This is a genomic window from Azoarcus sp. TTM-91 (assembly GCF_012911025.1).
In the GTDB taxonomy this organism is placed as follows: Bacteria; Pseudomonadota; Gammaproteobacteria; order Burkholderiales; family Rhodocyclaceae; genus Azoarcus.
The window spans coordinates 18,401-31,150 of the sequence record NZ_WUEI01000014.1 but is presented as its reverse complement, the minus strand read 5'-3'; the positions used below and the strand labels follow the sequence as shown (position 1 = coordinate 31,150).

Genomic DNA, 12,750 nt, shown 5'->3' with positions numbered 1-12,750 from the left:
ATGCTGCCCTTATGTCGAACCAAGGCGCGCCCTCGAGGCTGATCCAAGATCCATTCCGGTTTGCTGCTGAAGGCCGCAGCATGGTCGGGACGGTTGCGGTTGGCGGACTGGGGCGCCTGGCTGATTTGTTGTACGACGAGGCGGGTGAAGTTGCCTACCGGCTTGACGGATCGCTGGATGCGAATCGCAGGCCAAGGCTTGCGCTGGTGTTGCGAGGGCGGTTGTCCCTGCGCTGTCAGCGGTGCCTGGGTGGTTTTGCTTGGGATCTTGCGGTGGATGCGCAGTTGCAGCCTGTCCGTTCAGGGCAGGCCATTCCCGATGACGAGCTGGAAAACGACGAGGTTGATGCATTCGAGGTCGATGAAGATCTTGATGTGATCTCCCTCATCGAGGAAGAAATCCTGCTTGCCATGCCGATCGCGCCGCGACACGACAGTTGCGAGCCGCCACGTCCTGAAAGTGTGGTGGATGAGAAATCGCCTTTTGCCGTGCTGGCGACGCTGCGTAGCAGCGGCAGCAAGACCTAGGCGCAATATTTGTTTTAGGAGCAATACATGGCTGTCCAACAGAACAAGAAGTCCCCGTCCAAGCGCGGCATGCACCGCGCCCACGATTTCCTGACCGCGCCGTCCCTGGCTGTCGAGGCGACCACTGGTGAAGTGCACCTGCGCCACCATATCAGCCCGAACGGCTACTACCGCGGCAAGAAGGTCGTCAAGACCAAGGGTGAATAAGCCCGCTTCCTGACACAGGAGGCGGCGCAGTGCGCGTAGCGCCTGCGCCGCCTTTTTTATCCCAATATCCACTGAATCACGCGAGTTGCCGATGGGTGTCACCGTTGCAATCGACTGCATGGGTGGCGATCACGGCCCTGTCGTGACCGTGCCCGCTGCCTTGGCTTTTCTGCGCAGTCATCCCGACGCGCATGCAGTTCTGGTTGGTCGCGAAGAAGCGCTTGCGCCCTTGGTAAGCCAGGTTGCCTCCGAGTTTGGCGACAGGCTTCGTATTCGCGCTGCAACCGAGATCGTCGAAATGGACGAGCCTCCGGCCAATGCCATGCGGAACAAGAAAGACTCCTCCATGCGCGTTGCTATCGATCTGGTAAAGGCAGGCGAGGCTTCTGCCGCTGTCTCTGCCGGCAATACCGGCGCGTTGATGGCTATCTCTCGATTCGTCCTGAAGATGCTGCCCGGTATCGACCGGCCTGCCATCGCTACCATCCTGCCCACCTTGAAGGGACGTACATACGTTCTGGATCTTGGTGCCAACGTTGATTGTTCTGCCGAACATCTTCTGCAGTTCGGCGTGATGGGCGCGATGTTGGTCGCTGCGGTGGAGCACTTAGATCGCCCTTCGGTAGGGCTGCTGAATATCGGAGAGGAGGAGATCAAGGGCAACGAAGTCGTCAAGCAGGCCGGCGAGTTGCTGCGGACCAGCGGCCTGAATTTCTACGGTAACGTGGAGGGCGACGACATCTACAAGGGGACAACGGACGTCGTCGTCTGCGACGGCTTCGTCGGCAATGTGGCGCTGAAGACGTCCGAGGGGCTGGCCCAAATGCTCTCCACCTTTTTGCGGCAGGAGTTCAGCCGGAACTGGCTGACCAAGTTGATGGCAATCGTCGCCATGCCTGCGCTCAAGGGATTCAAATTCCGGGTCGACCACCGTCGTTATAACGGCGCTTCGCTGCTTGGCCTCCGCGGCGTGGTCGTCAAAAGTCATGGTTCGGCGGACGCTTACGCATTCGAACAGGCGATTGCGCGTGCGGCTGAGGCGGCAGGCAATCGGTTGATCGAGCGCATTACTGAGCGGATGTCCGTAATGAACGAGGTAGCTGCATGATCTACGCGCGGATTGCCGGTACCGGCAGTTATCTGCCCGGCTCGCCCGTCAGCAACGATGATCTGGTTGCGCGGGGCATTGATACTTCGGATGAGTGGATTGCTGCTCGAACCGGAATCCGCACGCGGTACCTTGCTGAGGCCGGCGTAACGTCGAGCGATCTGGCGAAAATCGCGGCAGAGCGCGCACTCGAAGCCGCTGGAAGGCGCGCGGACGAGGTGGATCTGATCGTCGTCGCTACATCCACGCCGGACTTCATCTTCCCCAGCGCTGCCACTTTGCTGCAGGCGAAGCTCGGTATAGTCAATGGCTGCCCGGCGTTCGATGTACAGGCTGTGTGCAGCGGCTTCATTTACGCGCTGAGCATTGCGGACAAGTTCATTCGTAGCGGAAGCCACAGGTGTGCCCTGGTGGTGGGAGCTGAGGTTTTTTCTCGAATCCTGGACTGGTCCGACCGCGGCACCTGCGTGCTGTTCGGTGACGGTGCTGGAGCCATTGTGCTGGAGGCTGCAGAACAACCCGGGATTCGCGCATCGTCGCTGCACGCGGATGGCAGCCATAGCCCGATTCTTTGTGTTCCCGGCAATGTCGCTGGCGGACAGGTGACTGGCGACCCCTTCCTGCGCATGGACGGACAAGCGGTGTTCAAGTTCGCGGTGCGTGTCCTGGGCGATGTGGCTCATCGCGTTATCGAAGAGGCCGGCGTCGGTGCCGACAGTATCGACTGGCTAATCCCGCATCAGGCGAATATCCGCATCATCCAGGCAACGGCCAAACGCTTGGGTCTGCCGATGGACAAGGTGGTGGCAACCGTCGATCAGCATGGGAACACCTCGGCCGCCTCCATTCCGCTCGCACTGGACGCCGCTGTACGCGACGGCAGGGTGAAACGCGGGCACCGCCTGGTGCTGGAAGGCGTGGGCGGCGGTTTCACCTGGGGCGCAGCCCTGCTCGATTTCTAATCCTCATTTCCCTGAGACACGGAGAGAAGATGGCTTTTGCGCTGGTATTCCCCGGCCAGGGCTCGCAGTCGGTCGGCATGATGGCGGCCTATGGCGAGTCCTCTATCATTCGGGAGACTTTCGCCGAGGCGTCTGCGGCGCTGGGTGAAGATCTGTGGGAGATGGTTGCCCAAGGTCCGGCAGAGCGGCTCGCGCTTACCGTCAATACCCAGCCCTTGATGTTAACCGCCGGGGTTGCTGTTTACCGGGCGTGGCTGGCTGCTGGCGGTCCCCGTCCATCGCTGGTGGCCGGTCACAGTCTGGGTGAGTATTCCGCGCTGGTCGCGGCTGGGGCTCTGGCCTTCGCTGACGCGGTACCCCTGGTGCGTTTCCGCGCCCAGGCGATGCAAGAAGCAGTGCCCGCCGGAGAGGGGGCAATGGCCGCGCTGCTCGGCCTGGAGGCCGATGCTGTCAAAGAGGCTTGCGCCGAGGCGGCGCAAGGCGAGGTCGTCGAGGCGGCCAACCTGAATGCGCCGGGACAGATCGTGATCGCTGGCGCAAAGGCTGCGGTCGAGCGTGCTATCGAAACCGCAAAGGCAAAGGGCGCCAAGCGCGCGGTGCTGTTGCCGGTGAGTGCGCCTTTCCACTGCGCCCTGATGAAGCCGGCGGCAGAGCGTCTGGCAGAGCGTCTGGCCAGCGTTTCCATCGGGAAGCCGCAGATCGACGTGCTGAACAATGTCGACGTCACGGTCTATGAAGATTCCGAGCGTATCCGTGATGCCCTGATCCGGCAGGCTTTTTCGCCGGTTCGTTGGATCGAGACTATCCAGGAAATGGGCCGTCGCGGCATGGGGCATGTCATTGAGTGCGGCCCGGGCAAAGTGCTCGCCGGCATGACCAAGCGGATCGCGAAGGAAGTCGAAGGTGGTTCGGCGCATGATGCGGCCAGCCTTGAGCAATCGATTTCGGTGGTGAGGTAAGGATGAGTTTCTCCCTTGAAGGACAGGTTGCGCTGGTTACGGGCGCCTCCCGTGGTATCGGCCGGGCGGTGGCAATGGAACTGGGGCGCCTCGGGGCGACCGTGGTCGGTACAGCTACCACTGCTGCCGGCGCCGCGGACATCGCCAAGGCGCTGGCGGATGCAGGCATCAAAGGAAGCGGTCTTGCGGTAGATGTGACCGATGCCGCCGCCAGCGAAGCGCTGATCGGCGAGATCGAAAAGCTCCATGGTGCCGTTACCATCCTCGTGAACAATGCCGGTATCACCCGCGACAACCTCGCGATGCGGATGAAGGATGAGGAATGGGATTCGGTTATCGACACCAATCTGAAGGCTGTCTTCCGGTTCTCCCGTCTGGTGATGCGCGGCATGATGAAGGCCAGACAAGGCCGCATCATCAACATTACGTCGGTAGTCGGCAGCGCTGGCAATCCCGGACAAGCCAACTATGCTGCGGCAAAGGCTGGCGTCGCCGGCATGAGCCGGGCGCTGGCGCGTGAACTCGGCAGCCGCAACATCACGGTCAACTGCGTGGCGCCGGGCTTCATCGACACTGACATGACCAAGGCACTGCCGGACGCCTCGCGCGACGCGTTGCTGGGGCAGATTGCGCTAGGGCGCCTGGGGCGGCCGGAGGAGATCGCTGCTGCGGTCGCTTTCCTGGCCTCGCCGGCGGCGGCCTACGTCACAGGAACGACGCTGCATGTCAACGGCGGCATGTACATGTCCTGACCGCAGGCCGCGATAGCGGATGCGGTCCTTTTTGGTAGAATACGCCGGCTTTTTTTCTTACATACCTGCATCTTTCAGGGAAGGAGTTTGTTCATGGAGAACATCGAACAGCGCGTCAAGAAGATCGTCGCTGAGCAACTTGGCGTAAACGAATCGGAGATCAAGAACGAGTCTTCGTTCGTGGACGATCTGGGCGCGGATTCGCTGGACACCGTGGAACTGGTTATGGCGCTGGAAGAAGAATTCGAGTGCGAAATCCCGGACGAGGAAGCAGAGAAGATCACGACCGTCCAGCAGGCGATTGACTACGTCAACGCTCACCTGAAGAAGTAATCCGTTTTCCTTCCGGGTCTCGCGATGAGCGAGATCCGGATCGGTCTTTTTCTCTCCGCCCTGATTTTCATACGGAGTTAGCCTGTGTCGCGTCGTAGAGTCGTCGTCACCGGACTGGGAATTATCTCACCGGTCGGCAATAGCGTTTCCGAAGCCTGGGAAAATGTGCTTGCCGGAAAAAGCGGCATTGGCCCGATCACGCGTTTCGATGCGAGCAATTTCGCCGCGAGAATCGCTGGTGAAGTGAAGGATTTTGATGTCTCCGCCTATTTGTCTCCCAAGGAGGCACGGCGGATGGACGTGTTCATTCATTACGGGATGGCTGCCGGCATTCAGGCCATTCGCGATTCCGGAATTGAAGTAACGGATGCCAATGCAGACCGTATCGGCATCAATATAGGTTCCGGCATCGGCGGCCTGCCGATGATCGAGGAAACCCACGATGATTATCTCGGTGGTGGCCCTCGCAAGATTTCTCCCTTCTTTATCCCGGGTACGATCATCAACATGATCTCCGGAAATCTTTCGATCATGTTTGGTATGAAGGGGCCGAACCTTGCCGTGGTGACTGCCTGCACCACTGGCCTGCACGCGATCGGCAGTGGCGCGCGGACGATCGAGTACGGCGATGCGGACGTAATGGTCTGCGGTGGCGCCGAATCCACCGTGACCTCGCTCGCGATCGGCGGTTTCTCCTCAGCGAAAGCCTTGTCTACCCGGAATGACGATCCCGCTACCGCCAGTCGGCCGTGGGACAAGGATAGGGACGGCTTTGTGCTTGGCGAGGGAGCAGGCGTGCTTGTGCTTGAAGAGTACGAACACGCACGTCGCCGCGGAGCGAAGATCTATGCCGAGCTCGCCGGTTTTGGCATGAGCGGTGATGCGTATCACATGACGGCGCCCGACACCGACGGGCCGCGCCGCAGCATGCTGAATGCCATGAAGAATGCCGGCGTCAATCCGGATCAGATTCAGTATCTGAATGCTCATGGCACCTCAACGCCGCTGGGCGACAAGAACGAGACTGATGCGATCAAACTCGCTTTTGGCCTGGATGCCGCAAAAGGCTTGGTGGTTAATTCCACCAAGTCGATGACGGGCCATTTGTTGGGCGGGGCTGGTGGTGTTGAGTCGGTGTTTACCGTACTGGCACTGCATCACCAAGTTTCGCCTCCGACGATCAATATCTTCGAGCAGGATCCTGAATGCGATCTCGATTACTGTGCGAATGTTGCTCGTCCGATGAAGATTGATTTTGCGCTGAAGAATAATTTCGGTTTTGGCGGGACCAACGGTTCCCTAGTTTTCCGTAAAGCATAGGCGATCAGCGTGGAGGCGGGAGTATCGTTTCCACGCGTAATTCAGCTCACTCCCTCCAGGGAGTTCATGGCGTCAGTTCTGCTGTTGCACATTGCGGCAGGACTGACGCTTTTTGCTTATGCCTCCTCTTTTTCGATCCAGGATTTGTTTTCGATGGGCCTTATTGCGCTCTCAGCTTGCGCGGCGGTGAGGGCTGAGATGGCGAAGGCCGGAATCAATCTTGTCCTGCAGCCGGATGGCTCCCTGAAAACAGCGCGTGGCGGCGAAATCAGAATGCTGCGGGTTCAGGCCGGTGCTGTCGATTTCGGTTTTATTCTTTGGTTGAGCCTGGTCGACGATGAGGCACGTACGACCCCATGGCCGTTGCACCTAGGGGTCGTTTCGCGAAACATGAAGAGAGAGGAATGGCGCGCGCTTCGGATATGGTTGCGGTTGTTGGCCTTCAAACAGAGCGCCGACTCCGCCTGATGCTTGGGCGCAGTATGGTATTGCGTGCTTTGGGGAGGAGGCCTGGGTAGTCACGGGAATGGTGCAGCCCACGGCTCTCTTTGCGTTGAAGCGCGCAGCGGACTATCAAGTCGGCGGTGACTACCAAGTTGCGCAGTTCGATCAGGTTGTTGGATACCCGGAAGTTCGAATAGAACTCCTCGATTTCCCGTGCGAGGAGGCGAATCCTGTGCTGGGCGCGCTGCAACCGCTTCGTCGTCCGTACGATACCGACGTAATCCCACATAGCCCGGCGCAATTCGGCCCAGTTGTGGGTGATCACGACCTCTTCATCGGCATCGGTGACGCGGCTTTCGTCCCACTCCGGAAGCGGCTTCGGGACAGCTTCCGGTTTGGCGAGAATGTCCTCGGCTGCGGCGGCGCCAAATACCAGGCACTCCAGCAGAGAATTGCTGGCCAGGCGGTTGGCGCCGTGAAGCCCGGTGCATGCGGATTCACCGACAGCGTAGAGATTCAGCACGTCGGTGCGGGCACTCATGTCGGTAAGGATACCGCCGCATGTGTAGTGCGCTGCGGGCACAACCGGGATGGGCTCCCGGGTGATGTCTATGCCAAGTTCGAGGCAGCGTGCGTGGATGTTGGGGAAATGGTCCCGCAGCCATGCGGCCGGCTTGTGGCTGATGTCCAGGAGTACGCAATCCAGGCCGCGCTTCTTCATCTCGAAGTCGATCGCACGGGCGACGATATCGCGTGGGGCGAGCTCTGCTCTCGGATCATGCTCCGGCATGAACCGGGTGCCGTCGGGCAGCTTGAGTAAGCCACCTTCTCCGCGAACGGCTTCTGAAATCAGGAAGGACTTCGCGCTGGGGTGGTAGAGACAAGTGGGGTGGAACTGGATGAATTCCATGTTCGCCACCCGGCATCCAGCCCGCCATGCCATTGCGATGCCGTCCCCAGTCGCGACATCCGGGTTGGTCGTGTAGAGATAGGCCTTGCCGGCCCCGCCGGTGGCAAGGACGGTGTTTCTGGCGCTGAATGTCAGAACCTTGTCGGAGCCGATATCCAGCACATAGGCGCCCATGCACCCGGCGCCGGGATGGCCTACCTTGTCGCCGATGATGAGATCGACGGCAATGTGGTGTTCGTAGATATGAATGTTCGGGTGCGCACGCACTTCTTCGCCCAGGGTGGCCTGGACTGCCGCGCCGGTGGCATCTGCGGCATGAATGATGCGCCGATGGGAGTGGCCACCCTCACGGGTCAGGTGGTAGCCGAGATTGGAGTGGTCCTCACGGGTGAAGGGTACGCCGCGGTGTATCAACCATTCGATTGCTTCCCGGCTGTGTTCGACCACGAAGCGTGTCGACGCTGGGTCGCAGAGCCCTGCGCCCGCCGTGAAGGTGTCCTGTATGTGGTCTTCAACGCTATCGGTAGTATCGAGAACGGCTGCGATGCCACCTTGTGCCCAGGAACTGGCGCTGTCGGTGAGTTCGCGTTTTGTGACCAGGGCGACATTGAGTCGGTCGGCAAGGCGCAGGGCGAGCGATTGTCCCGCCGTGCCGCTGCCGAGGATTAGAACATCGTATTGTTTTAACAAGATGTCGGTCGGGCAGGAGCGAAGCTTTGAAATATATCACGCAAGAGGTAGTGCTAACGGAGGAAGCGTGATTCTTGCCCGTGCTGTGCACTATTCCCCTGCTGGCGTCTGAACTAATTTTTTCACCCTGTGTCTGTCTCTCTGTTTCCGGCTTTTGGCGAGAAAGTGGGCGGTCGCTTATACTTGCGCGGTTTTGTCATCTCAAACGCGAAGAAGAAAACGCCCCCATGAGTGATCGCGAGATCGATCAGCAGCTTGTCGAGCGCGTCCAGCGCGGTGACAAGCAGGCCTACGGCTTGTTGGTATCCAAGTACCAGCGGAAGCTGCACAGGCTGCTTTCCAGGTTGATTCGCGATCCGGCGGAAGTCGAGGACGTGGCGCAGGAGACCTTCATCAAGGCCTACCGGGCGCTTGGTTCCTTCCGGGGCGACAGCGCGTTCTATACCTGGCTTTACCGGATCGGGATCAATACGGCGAAGAACTACCTGGTTTCACAGGGTAGACGGGCGCCGACATCGACGGGCTTCGACTCAGAAGAGGCGGAGACTTTCGAGGATGGCGACCAGTTGCGCGACATCAACACGCCAGAGCGGCTGTTGATGACGAGGCAGATCGGCGAGACGGTGGATGCGGCCATGGCCGAACTGCCCGAGGAGCTGAGGACGGCAATCATGCTGCGCGAGCTGGAAGGGCTCAGCTACGAAGAGATTGCCAACATTATGGAGTGCCCGATCGGGACGGTGCGGTCGCGGATTTTTCGCGCCCGCGAGGCGATAGCGGAACGACTGAGGCCGTTGCTAGATACGGCTCCAGACAAACGTTGGTAGGTGTTCGTATGAAGGACAAGCTGTCTGCACTGCTGGATGGTGACTTGGATGAGCATTCAGCACGCCCTGTATTTCAAGGGCTGAAGAATGACCGGGAGCTGAGAAGGGCATGGGCCTCCTATTGCTTGATCGGCGACGCACTGCGAGGCGATGGAGATGTGAGTGGCCCGCAGTTTCTTTCTAGGGTCATGACTGAAATCGATGCAGCCCCGACCGTGCTCGCGCCTTCGTCGGCACCCAGCGCGGGCCGCAGCGCGTGGCAGTCGCTGATGCCTATCGCCGCATCGGTGATGGGCGTTGCAGCAGTCGGCTGGGTGGCAAGCACTCTTTACTCCGATCCGCAGGCGCCTGCTCAGCAGATGAACGTGGCACAGCGTGTCGCGACCGCGCCTGCCGGCATTGCCCCGGTGTCTCTGACCGCGGTTCCGCGCATCAGTCGTCCCGCCAATGCGAATGATCTGCACAGGGAGTATCTCTTTGCCCATCAGGGTGTCGGCGCAGGGCCGATGTCGGGTGCGGTTCAGTATGTCAGGGCGGTGTCGGAGCCACGGCAGGACATCGAGCGATGAGGTGTTTCACGGCCGTGCTCGGAATCTGCACGGCTCTGCTCGGTACGCCGGCGTTAGCACAAGCTCCTGAGGGAGATCCTCTTTCCTGGCTGTCGCGAATTGCGGTGGCGAGCCAGCGTTTGAACTACGTTGGCACCTTCACCTATCAGTCCGGGCAGCAGATGGAAACGTCGCGCATTGCACATAAGGTGGATGCTAGTGGCGAATATGAGCGGCTGGAGGTTCTGGACGGGAGCCCTCGGGAAGTAGTCCGCAGTGGCGGGGAAGTGCGGTGCGTGCTGCCGGAACAGAAGATCATCATCATCGACCAACCAGTGGGGCGTAGAGCCTTCCCTGCCAGGATTCCTGGCGCCTCACCGTCTTTTGCCGGGCTGGCGGACAGGTATCGCATCCGAACAGGCGAAATGGGACGTGTGGCTGGCCTTGAGGCCCAGGCCATCGTTCTTGAACCGAAAGACGACCTCCGGTATGGCTATGTCTTATGGGCAGAGGCTCAGTCCGGCCTCTTGCTGAAGTCGAAGATGCTCGATGAGAAGGGCGAGGTGGTAGAGCAAATCTCGTTCAGCGAAGTGAAGATAGGCGGCGAAATCGAACGTCGGCTGCTTAAGAGCAGCTACCCGAAAGCGGAAGGCTGGAAGGTGGTCAATGCCCGTGGCAGCGAGGTGGCCAAGAGCGAGAGTGGCTGGGCCGTTCGTGCAGCTTTGCCAGGGTTTGCTCTGATCTCGGTGGTCATGCGCCCCTTGGGCAATGAACACGACAAGACGGTGCATATGGTTTATGGGGATGGCATGGCTTCGATTTCGCTTTTCATCGAGCCAGCCGGGGCTGGCGAAGAAGCCCAGGGGAATGAGATCAGTGCAAGTGGGGCGATCAATATCTACCGCCGGATGGCGGGGGGGCACCGGATTACCGCTCTGGGCGAGGTTCCGCTGAAGGCCTTGCGGCAGCTCGCAGACGGAGTCGAGCCCTCTAGTTGATATGGAAGTTGCTGGGCGGGTCGAGCGGGTAGCTGACGGTCTGGTCTGGGTGAGAGCGGCAACGAGCCACGGCTGTGGTCGTTGTGCCGAGCCTGGGGGATGCGGAGCGGCAAGGATTACCGAGGTCTTCGGCAAGAAGAGCTCGGTTTTTGTTTTGGAGAACCGGATCGGTGCGGGGGTGGGAGACGAAGTGAGCCTTCAGGTGCAGGAAGGGGCGCCATTGAAGGCAGCCTTTTTGTCCTATGGCTTGAGTATTTTTCTGCTTTTGTCCGGAGGCGCTTTGGCCGGCCTAGTTTACCCTGGGGATCTTGGGGTTGCATTGGGTGGGGCGAGCGGGCTGGCTTTGGCATTGGGAATGAATCGTTTTCTGGCCAGGCGTTTGCGCTGGGCTTCGGGGCTAGGCGTGCAGGTTCTTGCCCGTGGTATGAGATGCCCGCAGGGAGGGGTGCAGGACAAATGATGGGCTTTGTCTCACGGATAGTGGCGGTGGGCTTCGCGATGGCTCTTCCTTTGCTCGCGTTGGCGGCGGGCGTGACCCTGCCGGACTTCACCCAGTTGGTGGAGCGGCAGGGGAGGGCGGTGGTCAATATCAGCACGATGCAGACACGGGCGCCGTCGCAGGCCGGCGTGCCAGGGCTGGATGAGAACGACCCCATGTTCGATTTCTTCCGGCGCTTCATTCCGAGGCACCAGGATGGGCCCCGCCTGGATCCGGACAACCGCTCCCTGGGTTCCGGCTTCATCATCAGCGCGGATGGCTACATCCTGACCAATGCCCACGTAGTTGACGAGGCGGAAGAGATTCTTGTCCGCCTGGCGGATAAACGGGAGTTTCGCGCCACGGTGGTGGGGGCTGACCTGCGCAGCGATATCGCGCTGATCAAGATCGAGGCAGCGGCCTTACCGCGGGTGGTGTTGGGCGACCCGGCGCGCCTCAAGGTCGGTGAGTGGGTGGTCGCGATCGGCTCGCCTTTCGGTTTCGACCAGACGGTGACGGCGGGAATTGTCAGCGCCAAGGGGCGCAGCCTGCCCGACGAAAACTTCGTCCCCTTCATCCAGACTGATGTTGCGATCAATCCAGGCAATTCCGGTGGCCCCTTGTTCAATCTCCAAGGCGAGGTGGTTGGCATCAATTCGCAGATATACAGTCGTACTGGCGGGTTCATGGGGCTTTCCTTCGCGATCCCGATTGATGTGGCGATGGATGTGCAGCAGCAACTGCGCAATGCGGGCAGGGTGCAGCGGGGGCGTATCGGTGTCGCCATCCAGGAGGTTTCCCGCGATCTTGCCGACAGTTTTGGCTTGAAGCGCGCAGCAGGGGCGTTGGTGAGCGCGGTGGAGCCAAGTGGGCCTGCGGCAAAAGCGGGCGTGGAGCAGGGCGACGTCATCGTCCGCTTCGATGGCAAGCCGGTGGACAATTCCAGCGATCTGCCGCGCATCGTTGCCTCCAGCCGGCCTGGCGCCAAGGTGCCGATGCAGGTGGTGCGCAGCGGCACGCAACGGGATTTGATGGTGAGTGTGGGCGAGTGGCAGGACCCGGCCGCCGCGCGCAAGACGCCGACCAAGGGCCAGGCAGCTCCGAACCGGCTAGGCTTGGTCGTGCTGCCGCCCACGCCAGCCCAACGGAAGGAGATGGGTGAGCAGGAAGGGGTGGTGGTCGAGCGTGTCCAGGGCCCGGCGGCGAGAGCGGAGCTCCAGCAGGGCGACGTGGTAATGGCGATCGTGACGGCAGGCAAGCAATCCCGGCTGAAATCGGTGGACGAGTTCAATCGTCTCGTCAGCTCCCTCAAGGAAGGACAGCAGGTCACGCTGCTGGTCAGGCGCGGAGAAGCAGCATCCTATGTCGGCCTGAGGGCGGACAAGTGAACGCGGTCGCCACTTTTACCGTGCTGAGCCGCGAGTGGTGTCACCTATGCCATGAACTCGTCGATGAACTGGCGCCCATCGCCCATGAATTCGGCTGGACCGTTGCGGTTCTGGACGTGGACGCCGATCCCGAGCTTGAGGCGAAATGGGATGAAGCCGTGCCGGTGCTCCTTCACGGCGAGAGCGAGCTTTGCCGTTATCGGCTGGACGCAGAGGCCGTTCGTGCCTATTGCCGGGCTTTTCCGCTAGAATCTGCGCCCTGAGCAGCTAAACCAATTCGATCCGGGTGCCGTGAGGCA

Annotated in this window: 15 protein-coding genes; 14 read left to right on the top strand and 1 reads right to left on the bottom strand. The window is 60.5% G+C overall.

What is annotated here, in order from left to right; all coding sequences use genetic code 11:
- Positions 1-11: 11 nt before the first annotated feature.
- From GRF61_RS06420 to GRF61_RS06380, 9 genes are all read left to right on the top strand, one after another.
- The gene (locus GRF61_RS06420) at positions 12-527 is read left to right on the top strand and encodes a YceD family protein (RefSeq protein ID WP_169149854.1); all 516 of its coding nucleotides are present in this window, start codon (positions 12-14) and stop codon (positions 525-527) included.
- A gap of 27 nt (positions 528-554) precedes the next feature.
- The gene (gene rpmF, locus GRF61_RS06415; protein ID WP_133589008.1) at positions 555-734 is read left to right on the top strand and encodes a 50S ribosomal protein L32; all 180 of its coding nucleotides are present in this window, start codon (positions 555-557) and stop codon (positions 732-734) included.
- 91 nt (positions 735-825) lie between these two features.
- Positions 826-1,842 (top strand): phosphate acyltransferase PlsX, encoded by a 1,017-nt coding sequence (plsX, locus tag GRF61_RS06410; protein ID WP_169149853.1) that lies wholly within the window; start codon positions 826-828, stop codon positions 1,840-1,842.
- Positions 1,839-2,804, top strand: coding sequence for a beta-ketoacyl-ACP synthase III (locus tag GRF61_RS06405; protein ID WP_169149852.1), 966 nt, complete (start codon positions 1,839-1,841; stop codon positions 2,802-2,804). Before plsX ends, GRF61_RS06405 begins: the two co-directional genes overlap by 4 nt.
- 29 nt (positions 2,805-2,833) lie before the next feature.
- Positions 2,834-3,763, top strand: a complete 930-nt coding sequence (gene fabD, locus GRF61_RS06400; protein WP_169149851.1) for an ACP S-malonyltransferase — start codon at positions 2,834-2,836, stop codon at positions 3,761-3,763.
- Between the two features lie 2 nt (positions 3,764-3,765).
- Positions 3,766-4,515: a 3-oxoacyl-ACP reductase FabG gene (gene fabG, locus GRF61_RS06395; RefSeq protein ID WP_169149850.1), complete on the top strand. Its 750-nt coding sequence runs from the start codon at positions 3,766-3,768 to the stop codon at positions 4,513-4,515.
- 93 nt (positions 4,516-4,608) lie between these two features.
- A complete protein-coding gene (gene acpP / locus GRF61_RS06390; protein WP_011765359.1) occupies positions 4,609-4,848 on the top strand; it encodes an acyl carrier protein in 240 nt (79 codons plus the stop codon).
- Positions 4,849-4,932: 84 nt separating this feature from the next.
- Positions 4,933-6,168, top strand: a complete 1,236-nt coding sequence (gene fabF / locus GRF61_RS06385) for a beta-ketoacyl-ACP synthase II (RefSeq protein WP_169149849.1) — start codon at positions 4,933-4,935, stop codon at positions 6,166-6,168.
- Positions 6,169-6,234: 66 nt separating this feature from the next.
- Complete coding sequence (locus GRF61_RS06380) at positions 6,235-6,636, top strand: hypothetical protein (protein WP_169149848.1); 402 nt, start codon at positions 6,235-6,237, stop codon at positions 6,634-6,636.
- Here the strand turns inward: GRF61_RS06380 and nadB are convergent.
- Complete coding sequence (gene nadB, locus GRF61_RS06375) at positions 6,611-8,212, bottom strand: L-aspartate oxidase (protein WP_169149847.1); 1,602 nt, start codon at positions 8,210-8,212, stop codon at positions 6,611-6,613. The genes GRF61_RS06380 and nadB overlap by 26 nt on opposite strands.
- A 227-nt stretch (positions 8,213-8,439) precedes the next feature.
- Between nadB and rpoE the strand changes: the two genes are divergently transcribed.
- From rpoE to GRF61_RS06345, 5 genes are all read left to right on the top strand, one after another.
- Entirely contained in the window at positions 8,440-9,039 is a 600-nt protein-coding gene (gene rpoE / locus GRF61_RS06370) for an RNA polymerase sigma factor RpoE (RefSeq protein ID WP_169149846.1), read from the top strand.
- 8 nt (positions 9,040-9,047) lie between these two features.
- On the top strand, positions 9,048-9,608 hold the full coding sequence (locus GRF61_RS06365; protein WP_169149845.1) for a sigma-E factor negative regulatory protein: 561 nt from the start codon (positions 9,048-9,050) through the stop codon (positions 9,606-9,608).
- Positions 9,605-10,585: a MucB/RseB C-terminal domain-containing protein gene (locus tag GRF61_RS06360; RefSeq protein WP_169149844.1), complete on the top strand. Its 981-nt coding sequence runs from the start codon at positions 9,605-9,607 to the stop codon at positions 10,583-10,585. Before GRF61_RS06365 ends, GRF61_RS06360 begins: the two co-directional genes overlap by 4 nt.
- A 459-nt stretch (positions 10,586-11,044) precedes the next feature.
- Positions 11,045-12,451, top strand: a complete 1,407-nt coding sequence (locus GRF61_RS06350) for a DegQ family serine endoprotease (protein ID WP_169149882.1) — start codon at positions 11,045-11,047, stop codon at positions 12,449-12,451.
- Positions 12,448-12,714, top strand: coding sequence for a glutaredoxin family protein (locus GRF61_RS06345; RefSeq protein ID WP_169149842.1), 267 nt, complete (start codon positions 12,448-12,450; stop codon positions 12,712-12,714). Before GRF61_RS06350 ends, GRF61_RS06345 begins: the two co-directional genes overlap by 4 nt.
- Positions 12,715-12,750 lie beyond the last annotated feature (36 nt).

Coding starts and splice junctions, on each gene's coding strand:
- GRF61_RS06360 (WP_169149844.1), top strand. CDS start 9,605: ATGAGGTGTTTCACGGCCGTGCTCGGAATCTGCACGGCTCTGCTCGGT.
- GRF61_RS06350 (WP_169149882.1), top strand. CDS start 11,045: ATGGGCTTTGTCTCACGGATAGTGGCGGTGGGCTTCGCGATGGCTCTT.
- rpoE (WP_169149846.1), top strand. CDS start 8,440: ATGAGTGATCGCGAGATCGATCAGCAGCTTGTCGAGCGCGTCCAGCGC.
- GRF61_RS06380 (WP_169149848.1), top strand. CDS start 6,235: ATGGCGTCAGTTCTGCTGTTGCACATTGCGGCAGGACTGACGCTTTTT.
- GRF61_RS06405 (WP_169149852.1), top strand. CDS start 1,839: ATGATCTACGCGCGGATTGCCGGTACCGGCAGTTATCTGCCCGGCTCG.
- plsX (WP_169149853.1), top strand. CDS start 826: ATGGGTGTCACCGTTGCAATCGACTGCATGGGTGGCGATCACGGCCCT.
- fabD (WP_169149851.1), top strand. CDS start 2,834: ATGGCTTTTGCGCTGGTATTCCCCGGCCAGGGCTCGCAGTCGGTCGGC.
- GRF61_RS06365 (WP_169149845.1), top strand. CDS start 9,048: ATGAAGGACAAGCTGTCTGCACTGCTGGATGGTGACTTGGATGAGCAT.
- fabG (WP_169149850.1), top strand. CDS start 3,766: ATGAGTTTCTCCCTTGAAGGACAGGTTGCGCTGGTTACGGGCGCCTCC.
- rpmF (WP_133589008.1), top strand. CDS start 555: ATGGCTGTCCAACAGAACAAGAAGTCCCCGTCCAAGCGCGGCATGCAC.
- GRF61_RS06420 (WP_169149854.1), top strand. CDS start 12: ATGTCGAACCAAGGCGCGCCCTCGAGGCTGATCCAAGATCCATTCCGG.
- acpP (WP_011765359.1), top strand. CDS start 4,609: ATGGAGAACATCGAACAGCGCGTCAAGAAGATCGTCGCTGAGCAACTT.